Raw genomic sequence first — 22,249 nt, forward strand, 5'->3', positions numbered from 1 at the left:
AATGGCTAGTTCTTGAATAATTCCATTATATACCACTTGGTATACCGGTGCCGATCCATTCGTTCCAATTATAGTGCCTTTTGATACTGCCTATGGCTGAAAGGTTTCTTGGTCTATTTCTCCCCAAAATTATGCTTGATAGTCTTCAAATTCCCAGGCACAAATTTTACCAATCTTAACGGCTAATTGTTGCCAATCATTACCTGTGCATGTTGATAAATAATCTTCTATTTTATCGCGGATAATCTGAATATCGTATGATGAAACAATCAATAAATGACGTCCCCAAAGTGCTTGTAACGTACATTCATTCTTAAGCCATTCTGGTGTACATACTGTTAGATAAAATATGTCTGTGGCATCAGAATCATTTGCTCCAATATCCAGCCAAAGTTGGATCATAAAACAATCATCTTGTTCTGGTTCATATTTCTCCAAATCCGGTATATTTGGAGAAAACACATTTTTCAATATAGGTTTAATCATTTTATATTTAGGTGACTATTGCTGGTTACGTTTCCATTCGGTTCATAAGGAGGGATGTCTACTCCATCTGTAACGCTGGTTATTTTAAAGTCAAATTGTTCTAAAAAGCGGATTAGTCCTTGGGCAAAATAAGGATCTCCTGCTTTGAATTTTTCGGTTTTAATTACTCCTTCTCCATAGGGTTCAAAAGGATACAGTCCCGAAGGATCAGAAAGCAGAAATTTTCTCTCTTTATTCAAAATTGAAGTTAAAAAGAATACTTCCCAACGTAAAGGATTATCTTCAGGGTAAGTCAAAATGTAATGTTTTTTATCCACAATGATACATCCCGCATCCGTTACTGGAGCAATATCTTCTAGATCATATGGCTCTTCTCCTGCATGATCATTTAAGATATACTTAAGATAATTTTTTCCTAGATATGAATACTTCTTGAAAATTACTTCCCTGCTCTCTGAGACCAGCAATTTATTAAAGAAGTTTTTATCTTTAATAATAATATCTCTTGTCGTCGCGAAGCTCTGTATCGCATCTTTCCTATCATATTGCGTTTTTTCTTCAAAGACATACTGCATACAGAGTCTTACAGGATAATGATATTTAGTATTTTCAATTGGCCATACTCCTTCCTGTAAAAAGGCCATTGCGTTGTTGGCATACAAATTAATCATGATGAATGATAATAGCAATAATATGGAGGAATTATTTCTCTTTATATAATTAATAAATATCATGATCACGGCCTAGATTAATATGTGTAATTAAAGTGCAAAATATACTCAGGGGTTCTTTTGAAAAATGGCATTGAATATTTAAACCATAAATAAATCATCTGTATATATCCATGATACTGATAAAATCAGTATCAATATGAATTCCACTACTTTGGAGACTGCTAATATTAATTTCTAAAACAGTCTCTTTGTGCCCATTTGAACGAATAAAGAATCCGGCAATTCCTCCATTCTTTGCAAACCCTCTAATATCACTCATCGTAAGAATGGGTTTTCCCTTAGTGCTGGCTATGACCTCATCAATATGATCATTATTACCTTCACTGACAAAAAGGATATGGCAACCATAAAATGAATCTTTATATCCGACCTTCTTAACGGTAAGAGTATAAGGACTATGTTCTTTGGATGCAGCCTTGGGGATATATTCTTCCAACGGATCTCCTCGAAACAAGCATATCGTTAAAGGTTCTTTCTTAGAAGGTAAAACGCTTGTAGGCCATACGACATAATTTAGATACTTGATGATGAGAGATGCCTTCGTTGCTGGCCAAATATTCACTTTGGCAGCCGATACTTGAGAAAATGCGTCTGAAGAGGATATTAATATAAGCAATGAACACATAAGAAGCCGTATCAATGCGTATAGAACTTGCCTGTATTCGAATAAGGTGAAACTCACTTAGAACTCCCAAACTACTTTTCCATAGATACTTCTACCTATTTCTGATGCCTTGGAATATAAGTCAGGACTAAATTCTTGATGTCGATTATCCAGTAGATTTTGACCAGCCACGCTCAATTCTAGTCCTCGTACAGGTTTCCAGGCTAAATGCAAATCAAAGCGTGTATACGCATTAATCCCAAGGGTACGAAGATTGTCGACAAAATATAATGTTTGATCAAATTCCACATTGTGAGAGAGGTTAATACTAGATTGAATCTTGTATTGATTTTGGGGGGATGCGCCCTCATCTTTTTCATTTAGGATATCCGTACTTCCAGATTTATTATCGATATCCAGATGCAAATAGGAGTATGATCCCTGTAGATACCATAAGCCTGGTAAAACAGTCCATTGAGCTGCAACTTCAATGCCATGAGATTTTCCGGATGCTTGATTTTCAACGAGCATGTTGAGTCCACTAAATTCAAGGCTTCTCAAATCCTGATATACGTTATAAAACGCAGAAACATCAAAAGTAAGTGAAGGAATAATTTTATTTCTATAGCCCAATTCATAAGCAGTTAGCTTTTCTGAATCATAGCCTGGTTGACCGACCTGCCTTATGAGTCCAAAACCTGTATTGGCTACAGCAAGGTTAATTGTCCGCTCTGCACGACTCGGAATTCTTATTGCTCTTGAAATAGATGACCAGATGGTTTGCTTTTCATCAGGAAGATAACTAAGTCGAATAGTGGGTTGTGTTTCCCAGTCAGTATAGTAATTATGCTCAAATTTTGATCCTAGGGTTAATAACAATTTATCAGGAATAATAGACCACTGATCCTGTAGAAATACGCTGTATAAGTCATTATCAGTCTTGTCAGGGGTATAGTCAATAAACGTAACACCTGAAACTGGAAGACTTTTTAAGTTATCTCTAAAGTAGTGATATCCCAATCCCCAAGATAATTCATGACTGGGGTTGACTGTCCACACATCTTGAAAGTCAAGATCAAAAGTTAAGTATTTTTGTTCTAAGAAAACAGAATCACGCGATGTGTAGTCAACATAAGCATTTGTCGTAATTGAATGGTTAGTCAGATTCCTTTGCCATTTTACCATCTGGTTTGCACCAATGATTTCTTCATCACTGGTAACCGCAGTGGGTAGTGATGGAGGGTTTAACGTATAATCTTCATAACCGTTACTTATATCACCCTGAAATGTTATTAGGTCATTGGGGCTTGCGTCCCAATCCATACGATATCCTGTTCTGCCATTTTCCCAGGTGTCATTCCCATTAGTTTTATCAGTAAAGTGACTATCATCACGGTGGTCATATTTTCCATAAACACGATAATGCAGTTTATCATTGATTCGACCGCCATGTCTAAAAGCTAAATTTCCCCTTTGCTCATTACCGTAAACAGCAGATGCAAGATTGCCTTGAGTACCTTTTGAGGAATAAGTAATAATATTTATGACACCGTTTACGGCATTTGTTCCCCAAATAGTTGCCCCGGGGCCCCTGACAACTTCAATGCGCTCAATATCTTCAATCATTAAATCTTGCATATCCCAATAAACTCCAGCAAACAAAGGGGTATAAACAGTCCTTCCATCAATGAGAACAAGCATTTTATTGACAAATTGACGATTAAATCCTCTGCTAGTAATGGCCCATTTATTGGAATCTATCTGGGCAACTTCTACTCCAGGTGCAAGTCTGAGTGCTTCTGGAACTGTGGTTATGCCAGCTCTTCTTATATCTTCTTGGGAAATAACATAAATGGCAGAAGCCGCTTGAAATGCATTTTCAGGCTTTTTCGATAAGGTGAATACTTCATCATCTGTTACTTGAAATTGCTGTTTGATAGTCGGATCATTTGCAAATGCTATGGTAGGAGTAAGTATACATAGGAAAAACAATTTACGCATAAATAAACACCCCCAAAGATAACGATAGCCCCTTATATAGCATTCCCCACTTACTATATTATGAAGCAACTGTTTCCTTGTCCAGGAATAATTTATCTTGAGTATTGGTATGTTCTAATAATTTTCTTTGTTGGATTCTTGTATCTTTGGGACGTATAAAAGAGATTGAGATATAGATTCCTTGCTTATTTAGAGCTTCATAAATATGTTTTATAGGCACAGAAACGTGTTTAATTAACATATGTTCCATGCCCAGTCTTGTCCCAATTATCCTATTTATTCGGAAAACAGGTAAGGTTGAAATCGTAAATTGAAAATAACAACCTCTCTCTAGGGCATTCATTACAAGAAGCTTATTAATGTTAAAATTGATATCAGTGTGACGGTAATTGGGGGCCACAACAGTACGACCTATTTCAAAATATCCATGTCTGTTGAGCTCAAGTTCTGGAAATAAGTCTTTTACCATAAAACCATCTTCTTCAAGAGGCAATATACATGGGTTATTAATAAGTGAGACAACTAGTCGACTCCCGCCAATCACAATATGGCCCAGTCTGGCAATAGCTATAGTGCCTTTATTATCAAAAGCATCGCATCCACCAGAAAAATTTTTTAAACCCAAATCCTGCTTATAGCATTGTTCGCGTAGTACAAAGTATTGGTTAATGAAATCTTGATTATCGGTGATTTCAATGATGAGATCAGTCGTTTCGAGATCACGGTACGTGATCAAGGATATTTTTTTTGGGTGAGATTTCTGCATTTAGTTTCCCAATGAGAAGTAAGTAAACTCGAAGGGTATATAAACAAATATTTAAGGCTATTCAAGACATATTTAAGATAAATTAATAATTATTCAATATATGCAATATACTATTGTATATACATTAATTATTAATATGCAATAAAGTTTGTTGTTATTTTTGTATAAATTGGTTAGGGTTGGAGGCATATTAAGGAGGGAGAGGTGTTTTCTAAGCTTGCTATTCGAACAAAACTTGTTGTGATGATGATGGCAATGCTTTTTGTCGCCCTATCGATTGTTTCCTTTTCATTTATTTTCTATGATCTCAGAACAACGAAATCATCAATTGTTAATGAAATAAATTTGCTTTCTACAGTCGTTGGGAAAAGATTAGCACCAGCGATTGTGCTTGGAGATGAATTTAGAATTCATGATATAATTGAAGATGTTGCGACTAAGAGTTCTATCGTTAACGCGTGCATATATGGCGTGGAGGGCAAGCTTCTTGCAGAATTGAATGAAGGAAGAAAATATAAATGTTTCAAGAAAAATAAAGAAATAATTATGGCTGGAGATTATATATATGTTTATAAAGAAATAAAATCAAAAAATTCTATTGTTGTTGGCTATATATTTATCATTTCGGATGAAAAAGACATAAGAGAGCATTTAATTAGGTTGATATATATTGTTTCTATTTCATTTGTATTGTTGTTAATAATATTCTATATAGCTATAAAATATACTCAGCCTATTATTACATATCCTATTACAAGATTGGTTGAGGTTGCTGCAAAAGTTAAAGAGGGTGATTATTCGATTAGAGCGAATAAATTTAGCGAAGACGAAATGGGAACATTGGCGGACACATTCAATTCCATGCTAAACACAATACATGATCGAGATATGAATCTAAAGGATATGAACCAATCCTTAGAACAAAAAGTCCAAGAACGCACTGAAGACCTAGAATACGCTCTAAAAGTAAAAGGAGATTTCCTCTCCAACATGAGCCACGAAATCCGCACGCCCATCCATGGTGTTCTCAGTTTCATCCGGCTTTTGGTAGAAGAATGGGATACTGCGGATGATGCCTTGCTATTCAACTATGCCCAGCGATCCCGTAAATCCGGTGAGCGGCTGTTGCTTTTGATTAATAACCTGTTAGATATGTCTAAATTTGAGAAAGGGGCGGTACAGCTGGAGCGTAAAGAATTGCTGTTCAGTGATCTGATTCAAACCGTTATTGCAGAAACCAGCGGAGTAGTCCAAGCAAAACATGAGAAGCTAGTGTTTCAACCCATGGCCAACGAACCATTAGTGGAAGTAGACGAGGGACGGATGGCGCAGGTGATGACCAATTTAATTGGTAATGCTGTTAAATATTCTGAGAAGGGCACCATAAGGATTTCCCAGAGTGTTAATCCAGAAGCTATTTTTCTTGAGGGGGTGGCTCAAGCACCAGGTATGATCATTTCAATATCAGACGAAGGGATTGGTATCCCTGAAGATGAATTGGTCAAAATATTTGATAAATTCTTTGAGAGCAGCCTTACTAAAACTAAAGCCGGTGGAACAGGTTTAGGACTTGCCATCTCTAGAGAAATTGTTAAGGCGCATTTAGGTACCATTTGGGCAGAGAATAATAAGAATGGAGTAGGAAGCACATTTACTTTCGTGTTTCCCTTAAAGGAGATTCCAGGCATCACTCAGGCCACTGAGAAGTATGTATAGGAAGCGGTTATAAAGTGTAAACGTTAATCAGCCAAGAAGTGCATAACGTTGACTGAGGCATAGCGGATACAGAAACCATCGTCAATGACAGGCTGTACAGTTCCAATGAGGTCATAATCCAAGTGCACATTATTATGGGGGGATAAATGCTTAGCGAAAATGAATTAATAGATGCACTATGCATGTATCTAAAAAGCCATGATTATAAAATTGTGGTAGCTCGCACAACGAAAGAGAAGGGAATCGACGTGATTGCTAAAAAGGGGACTAGCCGACTTTTAATCGAAGCCCAAGGTGACCCCGGCTCTTTTAAGGGTAGTAAGCGATATGAAAGAACGTTTAGTCCTTCTCAGATTTCAACAAGCGTTTCCACAGATTTATATCCCGCGGCTGATTTAAGCAGTCACGAGCGCCAAGGCGAAGATAAAATTGCTCTAGCATTTCCAAATCATCCTACCTATCTTACGTTTATAGCCAAAATCAGGCCGGTATTGGATGAGCTTGATATTACGGTCTTTCTTATCGGTGATGATCGATCTGTCACGTGTTTGCAAGGTCATGAATGTTGGAGATCATTTGATGTTGCCGCTGTTGATAACATCTTGTCGGCTTTTTTTACATCAGACTGTACTTTATACGCTGTTGACTCAATAGGCTGTTGTTCGTAATCAGCTATGCTTTTTTCATCACCTGAATTAGGCTCTTTTAACAGCTTGATATAATTAGTACCATCTTGTGATAACTTAAAAGGCTGATTGAGATTCAAAAGAAGTGTTATTATTCCTTGAAATCTTTAGGATTAAAATCAACATTCTCCTCTACACCTGTTATTTCAAAATCTCTATCTTCTAAATATCCAATAACTCCATGTGCAAAATAAGGGTCTTTAGCTTCAAATGTTTGACCCCCATCAAGATCATATTGACCGATGGGGGGCTCTGGTACAATTTGTCCATTCTGGTCATAAGTTGGTAGTGAAAAGTTTCGACTGACTTTACCAGATCTGTTTATAAGACTTATATCACTGTATAACAGCCATTCAGCAGGTCCATTTTTAAGAAAAGGCCAAATAAAACCATCTTTATCGATGATAATATAACCACAATCCAATGGACCATCCATTTCCCAATTTTCGTATCCTTCATTACCGCTATCAGGACGCATTAAATACTTATAATACCCCCCTCTAAATCCTTTATAATTTTCTAGAATCTGATCCTTTGAATGAGTTGCGTTTAAGCTCATTAACTTCTGTTTGTCCTTAAGAAGATAACTTCTTGGTTGCTTCAATCGTTCTTTGAAATAATTATTGCTGTTTTTTCCAGGTATTCCATATATAAGATTGCCCCAATATTTAATTTCTATTTTTATTGGATATATGTAGCTTGTATGCTTTTCTTCCAGTGGAGAATATCTTTCTTCAGCAAAAGAGTTGCTGCATGCGCATATGATAAATACCATAAAAAGACAATTAACGATTTTTATAAATTTTCTCATTTATTATTTGACTCCACATGTTTAAGGATTTAACCACGCATTAACTGCGGCTCTGACAGTGTTTTGCACTTGGTATGCAGTTGACTCAATAGGCTGTTTTCCGTAATCATCTCTCCTTTTCTTATAACCTGAATCGGTCTTTGGTAACAGCTCAATATAATTATCACCATCTTGATTTATTCCAAAAATAACGGCCTGCAGCATTGCTTCAGAATTCAAGGAAGAATCATCAATTGATGAATAAGGAGAGTGACGTGCTCCCCAAAAATTGGTCCACAAAAAAGTAGAGTCTGTTAACTTTAACCTAAAAGGAGCAGACTATGAAAAAGCGTTACACGGAAGATCAAATCATTCGCATACTTCATGAGCATGAAAGCGGTACTGGAACAGGAGATTTATGCCGGAAATATGGGATAAGTTCAGCAACATTTTATAAATGGAAATCGAAGTACGGTGGGCTTGGTGTATCTGAAGCAAGCAGATTGAAGGCGCTTGATGAAGAGAACCGTCGTTTGAAGAAGCTTTTAGCTGAGGCTGAATTAGACAAAGCGATATTGAAGGAAGCCCTGTCAAAAAAGTGGTAAAGCCTGCATCTCGGCGTTTGTTGGTAGAAGATATCTGCCAAACGAAAGGTTTATCAGAGCGTCGCGTTTGCAGGCTATTAGGATTTGCTCGCAGCACCCACCGTCATAAGCGGAAGCATGATGATAGTGAGCTGCGTGCTGTCCTAAAGAAACTTGCGCACGAGCGTTGCCGTTTTGGTTACCGTCGTTTGGCTATTTTATTGAAACGAGAAGGTTATGTTATCAATTTGAAGAAAGTTTACCGATTATACCGAGAAGAAAATTTATCTGTTAAACGTCGCAAGGGCAGGAAACGCGCATTGGGAAGCCGCGTTCCCTTGCCATGCTCTCGCCGATTGCACGAAGTGTGGTCACTTGATTTTATGAGTGATGCTTTAGCAGATGGCAGAAGATTCCGTATCCTTGGGATTATGGATCACTATAGCCGCCAATGCCTTAACCTCGTTGCAGACCTGTCGATTGGGGGTCACCGCGTCGTACGTGAACTTGACGTTCTGATTAAGCGATATGGAAAGCCGGGGACAATCATCAGTGATAATGGTACAGAATTGACAAGCAAAGCGGTGTTAATGTGGGCAGAGCATCATGGGATCAAATGGCACTATATCCGTCCTGGAAAGCCTTCAGAGAATGGTTTTACAGAAAGTTTAAATGGGAGGATCAGCGATGAATGTTTAAATGAAAACTGGTTTACAAGTCTGCGGGAAGCCAGGGCAATGATTGAAGAATGGAGGCAGGATTATAACCATGTGCGCCCCCATTCCAGCCTGGGTTACCAGACACCCGCACAATTCGCCGCGATCAACACCGCATTGGGCATGCCCAATGCGGTGTTGATCTCGAAACCAAAAGCAGTTATAAAGAACTCAAGACCCTACTTCTAACTGGTACAACAATTGGGAGCACCTCAGGAGAAGTTTCTATGTATTGCTATAATTTATGAGCAGAAGACACCCGCCAAGGCAACGATTTCCTTTGTGAGCAACAAGCACATAAGTCTCTAGCTCGTAATCAATACCTTGATCAAGGGAAAGTGTCTTCTCAGTGACAGGCTTAGAAGCAAATATTCGCTTTCTTAGGTCGATATACTGTTTAATAAGATTGGCATCGTCAGTTGCTTCAAATATAATTTCCTCAGAAAGTTGTGCCTCAAATTCAGTTTTCTCTAGTCCCAATCTCATACCTTTCCTGGATCAACATTAAAATGTGCTTCCTATCAATCTTTCTTAAGTCAGTATCTCATGTTTATTAAATCCGTCTCATATTAGGTTAAGGAATTTGAATTCGCAAACTTTGGAGTTTCACATTTTGAAAATGTTTTTAGTCTTTAGCTATTTTTTATGTCTAAACAATTAAATCAAACATGATGGAATTATCAATTTGTTAAGAGAAAGAGTCGGTTACAAAACATTCTATGATTCGTGATGGAATGGCTACGTAATTTGACAATTTTTTAATATTGTATTAATATCTCATTAATACAATGGTCCGTTGAATTTGTATGGGGGACATTATGCGGTTTTCTTTTTGGGTAGGCTTTTGCGCTTGTTTAATTTTCAGTTTCCAAGCACTTGCAGCGGATGATTCAGATGAGCTTATGAAAATGGATTTAAAAGATCTTTCTTCATTGAAGGTTACTTCTGTTGGAAAAGTTGAAGAAAATGCGTTTGATGCCGCAGCTGCTATTTATGTGATAACTGAAGAAGACATTAGGAATTCCGGAGCAACTTCCGTGCCAGAATTGTTGAGAACTGTTCCTGGTGTTCAGGTTACAAGAACAGATTCAAGCCGTTGGCGTATTTCAATAAGAGGATTTAATGAAGCTTTTACCAATAAGCTTTTGGTTCTAATCGATGGTAGAAGTGTATATACACCGCTCTTCTCTGGAGTTTATTGGGATACACAAAATGTTTTATTGGAGGATATCGCAAGAATTGAAGTTATAAGGGGGCCTGGTGGCACAATGTGGGGTGCCAACGCTGTGGCGGGGGTTATTAATATTATTCGCAAAAGCGCGTCTCAAACTCAAGGGGGATTTGTTAAGGCTTTATATGGAAATGTTGAAAGAGGAGCATTATCAGGTCGTTATGGGGGGAAAATAGGTGACAAAGGTTATTTTAAAACCTATGCAGAAACATTCGATCGTGATGAATCATTAAGGCCAGACGGAACTGGACTAAATAATGATTGGAGAGTGTCTACTGGTGGTTTTCGGATGGATTTTGATTCAATTAATAACAATCAAATCACATTTCAGGGGGATATTTATAACGGTATTAAGGATGGTGTATCTTATTTGCCCGATCTTCCCTACCCGACAATAAACACAGTTGTAAGAGACGAAGAATTGAGTGGTGCAAATTTACTCACCCGATTTAACCATCACCATGAAGATGATTCTACAAGCCAAATTCAGGCTTATATTGATTATACCAGAAGAAATAATATCTCTTTAGATCAACGGATATATACTTTGGATTTGGATTATCAACGTTCTTGGATTGGAAATGGAAAGAATGACATTGTCGTTGGAGGGGGTGTAAGAGTTATCAAAGACTCACTTGATGAGACAGCTTACATCCGATATTCAGAAAGTAATAGAACAGATGAAATTTTCAATGTGTTTGCTCAAGATAAAATTTCGCTTATTCCCGATAAGTTATTTGCTACATTGGGAACAAAGCTTGAATATAACCAGTATACAAATATAGAGCTTCAGCCCTCGGCCAAGATCTCATACAAACCAAAAGAAAATCAAACAGTTTGGACTTCTCTAAGTAGGTCTGTACGAACACCTTCACGAACGGAGCAAGATGTATCCGTTATTGTTGCAGGCATTCCAGGAGGATTTGCAACATGGAATGGAAATAAAGATTTAGATAGTGAAAAGTTGATTAGTTTGGAGGGAGGATATCGGATTAAGCCGACCAAACAAACAATGCTTGATTTCACTACTTTTGTGAATTGGTATGACAACCTTAGAACCACAGAAAAGGGAGCCGGTTTTCTTGATACAACTACCACATTCCCTCCGCATATAAATTTGCCATTTACTTTTGAGAATTTAGGTGCGGCTGAAGTTTTTGGAACTGAGTTATCAGGAAGTTGGAATGTAACAAAGAAGTTGAGCTTATCAGGTAGTTATAGTTATCTGCGCTTAAATTTACACCGTGATGTAGGTAGTAACGATACGTCATTTGAAAAAGCAGAGGATCAGTCGGCACAAAATCAATTCAATCTATCTTCTGTCTATAAATTTACTCCAAGTCTTTCTATGAGCAATATATTGTCTTATGTAAGTGAGCTTAAAGGTTTTTCTGCACCTAGTTATTGGAGATTTGATACCTCAGTTAATTGGAACCCTATTGAGCATCTAGATTTCAGCCTTGTTGGACAAAATTTGCTTGATCCATCTCATCCTGAAACGAGCGCACCGCTTTATGGTGAAGAATCCGAAATCAGAAGAAGTGTCTATGGTAAAGTAACATGGCATTTCTAAGAAAAAATTTAGCTTTAATAATGATTGGTTTGGGGTTGCTAATGAGCCAATCTTATCGGGTTTTAGCAGCAGATATTTATTTTGTTAAATCGCTTTATATATATAACTTCATTATGGCAACTGAATTTTATCCTGCCTTGAAGCATACCATAACTATTTGTACAATTGGAGATGATCATTTTGGTACAAGTTTAGATAAGGCTTCTGAGAAACTTTCATCTCGCTATGAGATAATTATCAAAAGGGGTGTATTAATCGATGATATTCCTCATTGCAATGCTTTATTTGTCGGCTCTTCTGAGGCATATCGATTAGAAAAAATCTTTTTTAAGATGGCCGATCTTCCTATTCTTTCTATTTCAGAAATTAAGGATTTCGTCAATAAGGGTGGGATAATCGAGTTCAGAGATATGAGGGATGGAAAAATAGGATTTGCTGTGAATATAAAGACAGCTAAGCAACTAAAGTTAAAGTTTGATCCTGGGCTTTTGGAGTTAGCCGTTGAAATTGTCCATTAGATGAGTTAGTGACATCTTTTAAACAGAGCATCACTAGGTTCTTTTTATATCGAGTGTTTAAAAAATCATTTTTAAAAGGATAGTTAAAGCAATTTATATCTAGTCCTAGTTTTTTTATTGATCTTCTGTAATTTATAGTGTGAATTTTAGATGATTTAGCAAATATACTTGATATATTATTGTCTAGGCTCCGAATTATTATATAGCGAAATAGATCGGCTACTAATCCTTGTTTTCTAAATTCAGGCAGTACAGCGAGTCTTGATATCTCAGAGTAAGCATGGTATTGTAAATCAGGTATAAAAGTTGAAAGTGGAAAATTTTCATTTTCTAGGGGGATAAGATTCTTATTTTTTGGATATGATGTTGTAATTCTGGCTCCGCCAACACATACTCCATTCGATAGAATTATTAAGAAGTCACTTTGGAAATCAAATTCGTCAGGATCAACTTCAGGAAGGTTAATATTGCGTATATGCATTTCATTTCTATAAACATTTTTAACAATATCATAATAATCTTTGATGACGTGAACGTCCGTGGAGAACGAAAATTGCAAAGACCCTAGCGTGTTTTGAGAGACTAACATTTGTTCCTCCTGCCCAGTTTAGTTGATGAGTATAGTTAAAATAGCTAGTTTGGAAACAAGATTATGAATGGTTATATCAAGAACTTAATTGGAAATAAATCGCTCAGATCAAAATTGCTTATACTCTCACTGGGATCATGTGGAAGCATTATCATGGTACTATATGTAGCATTCGTTATAACAACCTATTTTGACTCAAGAAACGGTTTATCACATGAATTAAAACTTCTAGCTCAACTGGTTGGAAACAGAAACGCCGTCTTGATGAGCTTTCAAGATTATGATGAAATCAGAAAAAATCTTAAGATTTTTGATGTTAAAAAAGATGTTATAGCTTCTTGTATTTATTCAAAGAATCAAGAGTTGGTTGTGTCCTTAATTAAGGATGGGAATCCATTTTCTTGTAGTCCTTATGCGACAAAAAATTGGAATTACCTGACTGTTAACGAAGATATAGAACTAAATAATGTAATCTTAGGTAAAATAATTATTTATGCAAAAACAAATTATATAATAAAAGATCTTATAATTCGCTTAACATATGCATCTGGTATATTTATAATAATATCAATAATTGTTATTTTGTTTTCTTATAAAATTCAAACATTTATCTCAATCCCGATTGATAATTTAATAAATATAACTTCTTCAATTAAGACGGGGAATTATAATATACGTGCGAAAAAATTATATGAAGACGAAATTGGGATTTTGACAGAATCGTTTAATTCAATGTTGACCACAATTCATGAGAGGGATTTAAATCTAAAGGAAATGAACCAATCGTTAGAACAAAAAGTTCAAGAACGCACCGAGGATCTAGAATACGCTCTCAAAGTCAAAGAAGACTTCCTCTCGAATATGAGCCACGAAATTCGCACTCCTATTCATGGAGTAATTAGTTTTGTGCGCCTTTTGGTCGAAGAATGGAATACCTCAGATGATGATATACTGTTTAATTATGCTCAGCGTGCTCATAAATCGAGTGATCGGCTTTTGGCTTTGATTAATAACCTGTTAGATATGTCTAAATTTGAGAAAGGGGCGGTACAGCTGGAGCGTAAAGAATTGCTGTTCAGTGATCTGATTCAAACCGTTATTGCAGAAACCAGCGGAGTAGTCGAGGCAAAACATGAGAAGCTAGTGTTTCAACCCATGGCCAACGAACCATTAGTGGAAGTAGACGAGGGACGGATGGCGCAGGTGATGACCAATTTAATTGGTAATGCTGTTAAATATTCTGAGAAGGGCACCATAAGGATTTCCCAGAGTGTCAATCCAGAAGCTATTTTTCTTGATGGGGGTGGCTCAAGCACCAGGTATGATCATTTCAATATCAGACGAAGGATTGGTATCCCTGAAGATGAATTGGTCAAAATATTTGATAAATTCTTTGAGAGCAGCCTTACTAAAACTAAAGCCGGTGGAACAGGTTTAGGACTTGCCATCTCTAGAGAAATTGTTAAGGCGCATTTAGGTACCATTTGGGCGGAGAATAATAAGAATGGAGTAGGAAGCACATTTACTTTCGTGTTTCCCTTAAAGGAGATTCCAGGCATCACTCAGGCCACTGAGAAGTATGTATAGGAAGCGGTTATAAAGTGTAAACGTTAATCAGCCAAGAAGTGCATAACGTTGACTGAGGCATAGCGGATACAGAAACCATCGTCAATGACAGGCTGTACAGTTCCAATGATGGCATCTACCCAGCTGGTCTGCCAAGCCATGTGCAGGCGTGGGTAACAATATCTTTTTGTTTACATAAGATTGTGTTTGAGGTCATAATCCAAGTGCACATTATTATGGGGGGGATAAATGCTTAGCGAAAATGAATTAATAGATGCACTATGCATGTATCTAAAAAGCCATGATTATAAAATTGTGGTAGCTCGCACAACGAAAGAGAAGGGAATCGACGTGATTGCTAAAAAGGGGACTAGCCGACTTTTAATCGAAGCCCAAGGTGACCCCGGCTCTTTTAAGGGTAGTAAGCGATATGAAAGAACGTTTAGTCCTTCTCAGATTTCAACAAGCGTTTCCACAGATTTATATCCCGCGGCTGATTTAAGCAGTCACGAGCGCCAAGGCGAAGATAAAATTGCTCTAGCATTTCCAAATCATCCTACCTATCTTACGTTTATAGCCAAAATCAGGCCGGTATTGGATGAGCTTGATATTACGGTCTTTCTTATCGGTGATGATCGATCTGTCACGTGTTTGCAAGGTCATGAATGTTGGAGATCATTTGATGTTGCCGCTGTTGATAACATCTTGTCGGCCTGCTCTAAAATGAAGTGCAACACCTAATGATGTTTGTTGTTAAAGACAAGGATATCAAGCTCCAGGAATGTGTTATGGAACACATGCAGAACCATTTCTGGACACCTGAGCAATTCGCCGCGATCAACACCACATTGGGCATGCCCAATGCGGTGTTGATCGCGAAACCAAAAGCAGTTATAAGAAACTCAGGACTCTACTTCTAACTGGTACAACATTTGGGAGCACCTCAGAACTTAGAAAAGTGGATTGCGCAGATGTGGCTGATTTAATGGAGGTATAAGATGGTATTGGAAAATAAGCTGAACATCACCAACCAAGTTGAACTTGGCAGAGCTGAGGAAAAAATCAGCAAGCAAAAAGCCAAACAGCTTTTTGATACTGAGGAAATCAACAAGATTGAGGTCGGGACATTTGCAGGGCTGGCGCAGATTCATAGAATCCTATTTGAAGATATTTATGATTTTGCAGGCAAAATCCGTGAGGTGAATATCGCCAAGGGCAATTTCCGCTTCGCTCCGCTGATGTATTTGAAGCCGTCGCTGGAACATATCGACGCAATGGCGCAAGGCAGCTTTGATGAAATTATTGAAAAATATGTTGAGATGAACATTGCCCATCCCTTCAGAGAGGGCAATGGACGCGCAACGCGCATCTGGCTTGATGTTATACTGAAAGCAAACATCCAAAAAGTGATTGATTGGAATCTGGTGGATAAGGAAGCATACTTATCCGCCATGGAACGCAGCGTGGTGAAGGACGTTGAAATTAAGCAACTTCTTGGAGCTGCGCTCACCGATAAAATTCATGACCGCGAAACCTTCATGAAAGGCATTGACGTCAGCTATTACTATGAGGGCTATAGCGAATTCAAAACCAAGGATTTGTAACGAGAGGAATTCAGTGTGGTTTTATGAGCTTTATGCATAAGTTCCTATGATCCTTTATGGATCGAATTATACCCCTCACACCTCAAGAGTTAGGATGTTGGTCAAGGAGAAGAAATAATGACAGCAGAAAACCAATCATGGAATGTGGGACTGTACAATCAAAATGCTTCCTTCGTATCTGAATACGGACAGGAAGTTTTAGAGTGGCTTGCGCCAAAATCGGGAGAAAGAATTCTAGATGTGGGCTGCGGTGAGGGAACGCTAGCCCTCATCATGTCGGAATGCAAAGCACATGTTGTGGGAATCGATGCTAGTGAGGATATGGTAGAGGCCGCCAAAAAGAAAGGAGTGGAGGCCTATGTAATGGACGCGGCAGCCTTATCCTATAAACAAGCATTTGATGCTGTGTTTTCAAATGCTACTTTGCACTGGGTTAAGCCACCTGAAAAGGCGGTAGAAGGAATCTTTAACGCGCTAAAAGACGGAGGGCGCTTTGTGGCCGAATTTGGGGGAAAGGGGAATGTTGAAACCATTCAAACTGCTCTTATAGAATCCGTTTCAAAACGAGACAAGGATGGAAAGGAACTTAATCCCTGGTATTTTCCCTCGCCCGATGAATATAAAAATCTACTTGAAGCGCAAGGGTTCAGCGTTGAAAAATGTGAACTATTTATACGTCCTACCCCGCTTAAAACCGGTATTGAAGGATGGCTGCGAACCTTTGCAAATCCGTTTCTATCATCATTCTCAGAACAGGAAGCCAAGGATATTATAACAGAAGTGATTGTGCAGGTACGCCCTATCCTTTGGAATCAGGATATGGGATGGTTTGCCGATTATGTACGTCTTAGGGTGAAGGCAATAAAAGGTTAATAAAGATGACTCATATTAACACCTGTGCCCGTGCGTGCGTCGTTCATGAAAATAAATTGCTGCTGGTCAGCAATGACGGCAGCTACTGGTATTTACCAGGCGGGCATATGGAACCACGAGAGAATCTTGCGGTATGTGTTAAGCGTGAAGTTTTTGAAGAAACTGGGTACGAAGTAGAACTTCAGGATATTCTTTATGTTTTTGAATTTTACGATAAACGCATTGATAGCCATAAAATAGAATGTGTTTTCCGTGGTGTTATTGATGCCCATCCAGAAACACATGCATGGTTTGATTTAGGACATGATAAATCTGTTACCCTGAAACAGTGGTTTACCTTGGAAGAAATTCAAGCCAGAAATGATGTAAAACCACAATTCCTCAAAGATGGAAAGTGGCTAGTGAAGGAAAATAATAAGGTGTACAAGGGCTGCTATGAATAATCAAAATAACACCGCTAATACAGCCAAACTCTCCCTTTACCTTACCTCGCTTTTGATGCGGTATAAGGTCTATATTTTCTCATTGGTGATCATAGCGATTGGTGCTGCAATATCGTTTATCTCCCTGAATTATAAGATTAAAGAAATTATCGATACCATCGCATTAAAAAACGGTGATAATGTTGGTGTATTATTAGCATTATTTGTGTTTTATAAACTAATACGGCACGGATTATATTTTATTTCCAGGCTGCTCGATATTAAATATAAGCCGGTCATACTTGCTGAAGTGGTAAGCGATATGTATACGAAAACACTTGGGCATTCGCTCCATTGGTTTGATTCGCATTTATCGGGTGAGATATCGAGTAAAATAATTGATTTCCAGAACATCGTCATTACGATTATAACCATGTGTTTCCGCGCACTGATTAACCTGGCGGTGGTGGTAATCAGTATGATTTATCTTTTGCATATTAGCCCCGCGTCTGCCGCAGTAGTTGCTGTGTTTATCTTGGTTTATACGCCTGTGGTATGCATTTTACTTAAAAAACAACTGCAACTTCAAGAACAATATACATCGGCAAGGCAGGAAACTGTCGGTATTATCAATGATTCAATTGCCAATGTTTTTGGTATAAAAATTATTGGCAATCTGTGGTCAGAATTTAAGCTCAAACTAACACCCTCACTACTACGTTGGAGTGGCTGGGATAGGAAAACCCGTATTTTTGATGCATGGTGGGTTGATAATGCCGACACAATCATGGGAACAATCATGAGTGCCGTACAAATTTACCTACTGGCATACCTGTATCAAAGCGGAAAAATAACGGCAGGTGGCTTTGCCTTCATTGCAATGACAACCTCCAGTATCCACAGCGAACTTGAGACATTTTTGGAAAGTTTATTGTTCAGCATAATTCCAGGCATTGCTACCATGAAATCATCATTCGCATTTGTGAGTGCCGGTTATGATACTGCCGATAAGACGGATGCAAAAATCCTTTCTAATGTGAGAGGCAATATAGCATTTTCTAATATAAATTTTGCGTATAAAAAAAGTGGAAAGGATATATTTAATGGATTCCACTTGGAGATTCCTGCCGGACAACGCATAGGAATCGTCGGTAAATCAGGAGCAGGCAAAACCACCTTGATTAAATCTCTGCTTCGGTATTTTGATGTACAAGGTGGGCAAATTCTAGTTGATGGTCAAAATATCGCTGAAGTCACCCAGGAATCGTTGCGTGCTAATATTTCGTTGATTCCGCAGGATATTACCATGTTCCACCGTAGCATCCTTGAAAACCTTCAACTGGCAAAGCATGATGCAAGTTTTGAAGAAATTGTCGAGGCATGTAAACATGCAAAAATTCATGACGACATTATGGGGATGGATAAAGGCTATGATTCAATTGTGGGGGAACGTGGTGTTAAGGTCAGCGGCGGTCAGAGGCAGCGTATTGCCATTGCCAGAGCAATATTAAAGAATGCGCCTATTTTGATTCTAGATGAGGCAACCAGTGCATTAGATACGCCAACCGAACAACTAATCCAGACATCTCTCAATGAACTGCTTGAAACAAGCAATGCCACAGTCATTGCTGTTGCCCATCGGCTTTCAACACTTAAGCACATGGATAGAATTATTGTGCTAGATAAGGGGAAAATTATGGAAGAAGGCAGCCATGATGTGTTGATAGCAAAAAACGGCTTATATAAGAAATTATGGGAAATGCAGGCGATATGAGGTGTCGGTACAATTTTATTTGCATGCCCAAAGAAAATGGTCTGTAAGCAGTAACTTAGGTTTGAACTGTAAAAAATTTCTTTGCAGTTGTCTCCTAGGGCGTTTCGTCAATTATGCTTTTGCACATAAAATGGCTGCAAATTAGCTGAATAAGTGAGATTGTTTCTTAATATTGAAGGGAGGTTTTACCTATGGTGCGACAATTTTTAAGCGATTCAATCTGGGAACAACTTCAAAGGACAATGATCGTGCAGTTATGGAAGCCATTTTATGGAAGCTTCGTACAGGAGCTCCCTGGCGAGATGTTCCCGAGGAATTTTGTCCCTGGAAAACAGCCTATAATCGCTTTAACCGTTGGGCTTCGAAAGGGGTGTAGGAGAATTTTTTTTTGAGCTACGAGGTGAAATTGATACGGAGTGGGGTATTCGCCGACGGAAGTTATGTCAGTGCTCATCAGCATGCAAGTGGAGCTCGGGGTGGCGAAGAACAGGCCCAGTGTTTATTGGGGTAAGGATACTTTTTATATCATCGCGGATTTAGGGGTGAAGAAAGCTACTGCGTCTATTCTTTATCAATCACTTCATTCCTCTTTCACCAGGATGCTCAGGACCCTTATTAATTCGGGGATGTGGGGGGTGTTTAGGGAGCAATGCTGCTGATTGAGATTCATTCGATATGGTTTTATGAGTATAGGATTCTTTTAACAACTTTACTTTTTCGTTAGCATCTTTTTTAGATTCTTCTGCATAATTAAGGGAGTTTTGTTCTTACTATCCTTAGCATGAATCGCGTCTTTATTGATGGTTTGAAGTACTTCCTCTAACGTCTCCTTAGATCCTTTTTGAGCTATGAGATGGAGTGCGGTTATTTCGTTTTTGTCTGCAAGTGCAGGATTTGCCCCTGCTTCCAGAAGAGGTTTTACCAAGCTAAAATTTGCAGTGGAACGCAAGGCCTGATGTAAAGGGGTTGATAGATCATCAGCCTGTTGGTTTATTTGTATTCCATCTTGTTTGAGAAGGTAATTCGCTACATCAAGTTTATTTTTATAGAGAGCACGGTCTAATGGAGTACGCCCTCTGAGATCATGCTGATTAATGTCTGCTTGTGCTGATACCAGCTTCTTGACTGCCTCAAGTTTACCGTAGAATGATGCCACATAGAGAGGTGTTATTCCTTTGGCGGTGGCATTAACGTCTGCTCCTGCAGTTACGAGCAGATCTATTATCGTTCCGGAATCGCTTTTGGCAGCAAAATGCAGAGGAGTATAGTCAGCCTCATCTTTGCCATTGAGGGGAACCTGTTGCTTTATACACTCCTCGACAAGCGTAACCATTTTATTCTTTACTGCATAATGCAGGGGGCTGTTATTATCTTCCCAGCCTATATCCATGCTTGCATTATAAGATGTGAGGAGATTAACTATTTCTTTTTGCTCGTGAGCAGCTGCATAATATAAAGGAGTATGTCCTGTATTATCCAGTGCATTGAAATCTGCTTTATTTTCAATCAGTAAGGTTACCAAGTCTGCATGACCTTTCATGGCTGCTATATGGAGTGGTGTATGCCCTTTGCTGTCGGGGATGTTGGGATCGGCTCCTTTTTCCAGAAAAACCTGAGCAATATTGGTTTTTCCATGTTTTGCAAGCACATGCAGAGATGTTTGTTCTTTAGGGGCAAATTGCCTATCCAGATTACTGGGTAAATCGAGATATTCCTGTGTTTTTTCATCAAATTGGTTACGTATCGACCAATGAAGGGGAAATAACTTATATTGCATGAGCGCCTCAGCAAAATTGGCTTTCCCATTATCGTGTGCGAAGGCAAATAAGGTTTTCCCGTTAAACTCCTTATCTGTAGAAGCGCCATACCGCAACAGAGTATTAAAGAACATTAGATTGTCATGTCTGATGGCGTCATGTAACAGTGAGTCTCCTGATCTTGAGATATGATTTGGATTAGCTCCACGCTCAAGTAGCGAGTTGCAATCCTGTATGAAGCCGTTATCTGAAAAAATGGCAAGTAAAGAAGCATTATTCAAATTCACTTGATCTGGATGTCTACCTGTTTTATCTAAAAAATCTATTAAAGGTCTTTTGCGAATGTAGCAGTGAAAAACATCTAAATTTGCCAGGTAGGTATGTGCTTCTGGGTCACTCACTTTTTTTTCGGCTAAGTAGTCCACGGATTGTTTGATTATATTTTCTTCTTGTGGTGTCGATACTGGAAGTTTTTTACACCAATCCAGATAGGTACTTGTTTGTGTGTTTTCTAAATATAATTTCACAGCATCTGCGGTAGCTAACGGGTGTTTATGGGGTGCACGCATGCTTATCGTTTGTTTGGAATGCCCAAGTAATAATGTGTGAGTCTCTGGAGTTGTTCTCCAATCTTCAGCAAAATTGGACAGGACGGTGCGTGAAGGATCCTGCGTTTTGATGGAATGGACAATTCCATCAATATTCCTTTGTGTAGAAGTAGGATATTCCTTACCGCCATGAATTATTAAGGCACAGTAATGCGGTAAACGTTCACCATCCAAAACAGACATGCCCCCATAACAGCTCTTGAGTGAAAGCTGCATACCGTTAAGGGGAGAGGCAGTAGGGGCATCTACGGCGCACTGAGCTAAGATATCAAATACCCCAAATGTCTGCATAAGCTTTTGTTCATTCAACAGCTGTATAATATGTTTTTTATTTTGAACCGTACCATGCGCCATGAGATGTATTTGAGTACCAGGGCCAATGCGCCCTTTTAAAGATTTAAGTTCATTTTCACTTACATAATCTTTTCCATTTCCGATGATAAGATAGGAAAAACTATCAACCTCTGAGGTTTTATGGGTGCAGGCGGCCTGTATTGTTTCAGCTATTTTTTCCTCAGAAAAATCGGGCCCAATAATAAAAACCATGTCATAGAGGCCTGCGTCAGGCGTTGATTTTGTTGACTTCATATTTTAATTGTTGCATATATTTATTTCTTAATTATTAATATTGGTTGTAATAGCTAGAGGAAA

General features: G+C 38.4%; 21 protein-coding genes and 2 pseudogenes. 13 read left to right on the forward strand and 10 right to left on the reverse strand.

The window, feature by feature from the left end; genetic code table 11:
- Positions 1-129 precede the first annotated feature (129 nt).
- The 5 genes from IPP74_08515 to IPP74_08535 all read right to left on the reverse strand — a co-directional run bounded on the left by IPP74_08515 (position 130) and on the right by IPP74_08535 (position 4,591).
- The gene (locus IPP74_08515; protein MBL0319315.1) at positions 130-486 is read right to left on the reverse strand and encodes an immunity 8 family protein; all 357 of its coding nucleotides are present in this window, start codon (positions 484-486) and stop codon (positions 130-132) included.
- Positions 483-1,157 carry a hypothetical protein gene (locus IPP74_08520; GenBank protein ID MBL0319316.1) on the reverse strand — a complete coding sequence of 225 codons (675 nt, stop codon included), beginning with the start codon at positions 1,155-1,157 and terminating at the stop codon, positions 483-485. Before IPP74_08520 ends, IPP74_08515 begins: the two co-directional genes overlap by 4 nt.
- Positions 1,158-1,314: 157 nt before the next feature.
- Positions 1,315-1,845 carry a YfiR family protein gene (locus IPP74_08525; GenBank protein ID MBL0319317.1) on the reverse strand — a complete coding sequence of 177 codons (531 nt, stop codon included), beginning with the start codon at positions 1,843-1,845 and terminating at the stop codon, positions 1,315-1,317.
- A gap of 57 nt (positions 1,846-1,902) precedes the next feature.
- Complete coding sequence (locus tag IPP74_08530) at positions 1,903-3,825, reverse strand: TonB-dependent receptor (GenBank protein MBL0319318.1); 1,923 nt, start codon at positions 3,823-3,825, stop codon at positions 1,903-1,905.
- 58 nt (positions 3,826-3,883) lie between these two features.
- On the reverse strand, positions 3,884-4,591 hold the full coding sequence (locus IPP74_08535) for a GNAT family N-acetyltransferase (GenBank protein ID MBL0319319.1): 708 nt from the start codon (positions 4,589-4,591) through the stop codon (positions 3,884-3,886).
- Positions 4,592-4,795: 204 nt separating this feature from the next.
- Between IPP74_08535 and IPP74_08540 the strand changes: the two genes are divergently transcribed.
- Together IPP74_08540 and IPP74_08545 are read left to right on the forward strand one after the other, a co-directional pair.
- The gene (locus IPP74_08540; GenBank protein ID MBL0319320.1) at positions 4,796-6,307 is read left to right on the forward strand and encodes a HAMP domain-containing protein; all 1,512 of its coding nucleotides are present in this window, start codon (positions 4,796-4,798) and stop codon (positions 6,305-6,307) included.
- A gap of 146 nt (positions 6,308-6,453) precedes the next feature.
- Complete coding sequence (locus tag IPP74_08545) at positions 6,454-6,975, forward strand: hypothetical protein (GenBank protein MBL0319321.1); 522 nt, start codon at positions 6,454-6,456, stop codon at positions 6,973-6,975.
- A 109-nt stretch (positions 6,976-7,084) separates the two neighbouring features.
- Here the strand turns inward: IPP74_08545 and IPP74_08550 are convergent, their stop codons facing one another.
- Together IPP74_08550 and IPP74_08555 are read right to left on the reverse strand one after the other, a co-directional pair.
- Entirely contained in the window at positions 7,085-7,804 is a 720-nt protein-coding gene (locus tag IPP74_08550) for a hypothetical protein (GenBank protein MBL0319322.1), read from the reverse strand.
- Positions 7,805-7,825: 21 nt separating this feature from the next.
- Positions 7,826-8,023, reverse strand: coding sequence for a hypothetical protein (locus IPP74_08555; protein ID MBL0319323.1), 198 nt, complete (start codon positions 8,021-8,023; stop codon positions 7,826-7,828).
- Between the two features lie 101 nt (positions 8,024-8,124).
- Here IPP74_08555 and IPP74_08560 point away from each other — a divergent pair.
- Positions 8,125-9,182, forward strand: a pseudogene (locus IPP74_08560) (IS3 family transposase).
- A gap of 126 nt (positions 9,183-9,308) precedes the next feature.
- Here the strand turns inward: IPP74_08560 and IPP74_08565 are convergent.
- Positions 9,309-9,569 (reverse strand): hypothetical protein, encoded by a 261-nt coding sequence (locus IPP74_08565; GenBank protein MBL0319324.1) that lies wholly within the window; start codon positions 9,567-9,569, stop codon positions 9,309-9,311.
- A gap of 332 nt (positions 9,570-9,901) precedes the next feature.
- Between IPP74_08565 and IPP74_08570 the strand changes: the two genes are divergently transcribed.
- Both IPP74_08570 and IPP74_08575 read left to right on the forward strand, forming a co-directional pair.
- Entirely contained in the window at positions 9,902-11,887 is a 1,986-nt protein-coding gene (locus IPP74_08570) for a TonB-dependent receptor (GenBank protein ID MBL0319325.1), read from the forward strand.
- Positions 11,875-12,405 carry a YfiR family protein gene (locus IPP74_08575; GenBank protein ID MBL0319326.1) on the forward strand — a complete coding sequence of 177 codons (531 nt, stop codon included), beginning with the start codon at positions 11,875-11,877 and terminating at the stop codon, positions 12,403-12,405. Before IPP74_08570 ends, IPP74_08575 begins: the two co-directional genes overlap by 13 nt.
- Here the strand turns inward: IPP74_08575 and IPP74_08580 are convergent.
- Positions 12,341-12,994: a GNAT family N-acetyltransferase gene (locus tag IPP74_08580; GenBank protein ID MBL0319327.1), complete on the reverse strand. Its 654-nt coding sequence runs from the start codon at positions 12,992-12,994 to the stop codon at positions 12,341-12,343. The two genes, IPP74_08575 and IPP74_08580, sit on opposite strands and share 65 nt — an antisense overlap.
- A gap of 153 nt (positions 12,995-13,147) precedes the next feature.
- Between IPP74_08580 and IPP74_08585 the strand changes: the two genes are divergently transcribed.
- From IPP74_08585 to IPP74_08620, 8 genes and pseudogenes are all read left to right on the forward strand, one after another.
- A complete protein-coding gene (locus IPP74_08585; protein ID MBL0319328.1) occupies positions 13,148-14,581 on the forward strand; it encodes a hypothetical protein in 1,434 nt (477 codons plus the stop codon).
- Positions 14,582-14,809: 228 nt separating this feature from the next.
- Positions 14,810-15,301 (forward strand): hypothetical protein, encoded by a 492-nt coding sequence (locus IPP74_08590; protein ID MBL0319329.1) that lies wholly within the window; start codon positions 14,810-14,812, stop codon positions 15,299-15,301.
- Entirely contained in the window at positions 15,301-15,480 is a 180-nt protein-coding gene (locus IPP74_08595) for a hypothetical protein (GenBank protein MBL0319330.1), read from the forward strand. Before IPP74_08590 ends, IPP74_08595 begins: the two co-directional genes overlap by 1 nt.
- Positions 15,481-15,558: 78 nt before the next feature.
- Positions 15,559-16,164, forward strand: a complete 606-nt coding sequence (locus IPP74_08600) for a Fic family protein (GenBank protein MBL0319331.1) — start codon at positions 15,559-15,561, stop codon at positions 16,162-16,164.
- Between the two features lie 117 nt (positions 16,165-16,281).
- A complete protein-coding gene (locus IPP74_08605; GenBank protein ID MBL0319332.1) occupies positions 16,282-17,037 on the forward strand; it encodes a methyltransferase domain-containing protein in 756 nt (251 codons plus the stop codon).
- Between the two features lie 5 nt (positions 17,038-17,042).
- Positions 17,043-17,480, forward strand: a complete 438-nt coding sequence (locus tag IPP74_08610; GenBank protein ID MBL0319333.1) for an NUDIX hydrolase — start codon at positions 17,043-17,045, stop codon at positions 17,478-17,480.
- Positions 17,473-19,233, forward strand: coding sequence for an ABC transporter ATP-binding protein (locus tag IPP74_08615; GenBank protein MBL0319334.1), 1,761 nt, complete (start codon positions 17,473-17,475; stop codon positions 19,231-19,233). The genes IPP74_08610 and IPP74_08615 overlap by 8 nt, the downstream gene beginning before the upstream one ends.
- A 191-nt stretch (positions 19,234-19,424) precedes the next feature.
- Positions 19,425-19,726: pseudogene (locus IPP74_08620) on the forward strand (transposase).
- A 216-nt stretch (positions 19,727-19,942) separates the two neighbouring features.
- Here IPP74_08620 and IPP74_08625 read toward each other — a convergent pair.
- On the reverse strand, positions 19,943-22,186 hold the full coding sequence (locus IPP74_08625) for an ankyrin repeat domain-containing protein (GenBank protein ID MBL0319335.1): 2,244 nt from the start codon (positions 22,184-22,186) through the stop codon (positions 19,943-19,945).
- Between the last annotated feature and the right edge of the window lie 63 nt (positions 22,187-22,249).

It is taken from the genome of Alphaproteobacteria bacterium (assembly GCA_016722515.1).
Lineage (GTDB): Bacteria > Pseudomonadota > Alphaproteobacteria > Rickettsiales > JADKJE01 > JADKJE01.

Coding starts and splice junctions, on each gene's coding strand:
- IPP74_08580 (MBL0319327.1), bottom strand. CDS start 12,994: ATGTTAGTCTCTCAAAACACGCTAGGGTCTTTGCAATTTTCGTTCTCC.
- IPP74_08570 (MBL0319325.1), top strand. CDS start 9,902: ATGCGGTTTTCTTTTTGGGTAGGCTTTTGCGCTTGTTTAATTTTCAGT.
- IPP74_08590 (MBL0319329.1), top strand. CDS start 14,810: ATGCTTAGCGAAAATGAATTAATAGATGCACTATGCATGTATCTAAAA.
- IPP74_08525 (MBL0319317.1), bottom strand. CDS start 1,845: ATGTGTTCATTGCTTATATTAATATCCTCTTCAGACGCATTTTCTCAA.
- IPP74_08530 (MBL0319318.1), bottom strand. CDS start 3,825: ATGCGTAAATTGTTTTTCCTATGTATACTTACTCCTACCATAGCATTT.
- IPP74_08600 (MBL0319331.1), top strand. CDS start 15,559: ATGGTATTGGAAAATAAGCTGAACATCACCAACCAAGTTGAACTTGGC.
- IPP74_08550 (MBL0319322.1), bottom strand. CDS start 7,804: ATGAGAAAATTTATAAAAATCGTTAATTGTCTTTTTATGGTATTTATC.
- IPP74_08535 (MBL0319319.1), bottom strand. CDS start 4,591: ATGCAGAAATCTCACCCAAAAAAAATATCCTTGATCACGTACCGTGAT.
- IPP74_08520 (MBL0319316.1), bottom strand. CDS start 1,157: ATGATTAATTTGTATGCCAACAACGCAATGGCCTTTTTACAGGAAGGA.
- IPP74_08625 (MBL0319335.1), bottom strand. CDS start 22,186: ATGAAGTCAACAAAATCAACGCCTGACGCAGGCCTCTATGACATGGTT.
- IPP74_08615 (MBL0319334.1), top strand. CDS start 17,473: ATGAATAATCAAAATAACACCGCTAATACAGCCAAACTCTCCCTTTAC.
- IPP74_08515 (MBL0319315.1), bottom strand. CDS start 486: ATGATTAAACCTATATTGAAAAATGTGTTTTCTCCAAATATACCGGAT.
- IPP74_08545 (MBL0319321.1), top strand. CDS start 6,454: ATGCTTAGCGAAAATGAATTAATAGATGCACTATGCATGTATCTAAAA.
- IPP74_08595 (MBL0319330.1), top strand. CDS start 15,301: ATGATGTTTGTTGTTAAAGACAAGGATATCAAGCTCCAGGAATGTGTT.
- IPP74_08610 (MBL0319333.1), top strand. CDS start 17,043: ATGACTCATATTAACACCTGTGCCCGTGCGTGCGTCGTTCATGAAAAT.
- IPP74_08605 (MBL0319332.1), top strand. CDS start 16,282: ATGACAGCAGAAAACCAATCATGGAATGTGGGACTGTACAATCAAAAT.
- IPP74_08575 (MBL0319326.1), top strand. CDS start 11,875: ATGGCATTTCTAAGAAAAAATTTAGCTTTAATAATGATTGGTTTGGGG.
- IPP74_08565 (MBL0319324.1), bottom strand. CDS start 9,569: ATGAGATTGGGACTAGAGAAAACTGAATTTGAGGCACAACTTTCTGAG.
- IPP74_08585 (MBL0319328.1), top strand. CDS start 13,148: ATGGTACTATATGTAGCATTCGTTATAACAACCTATTTTGACTCAAGA.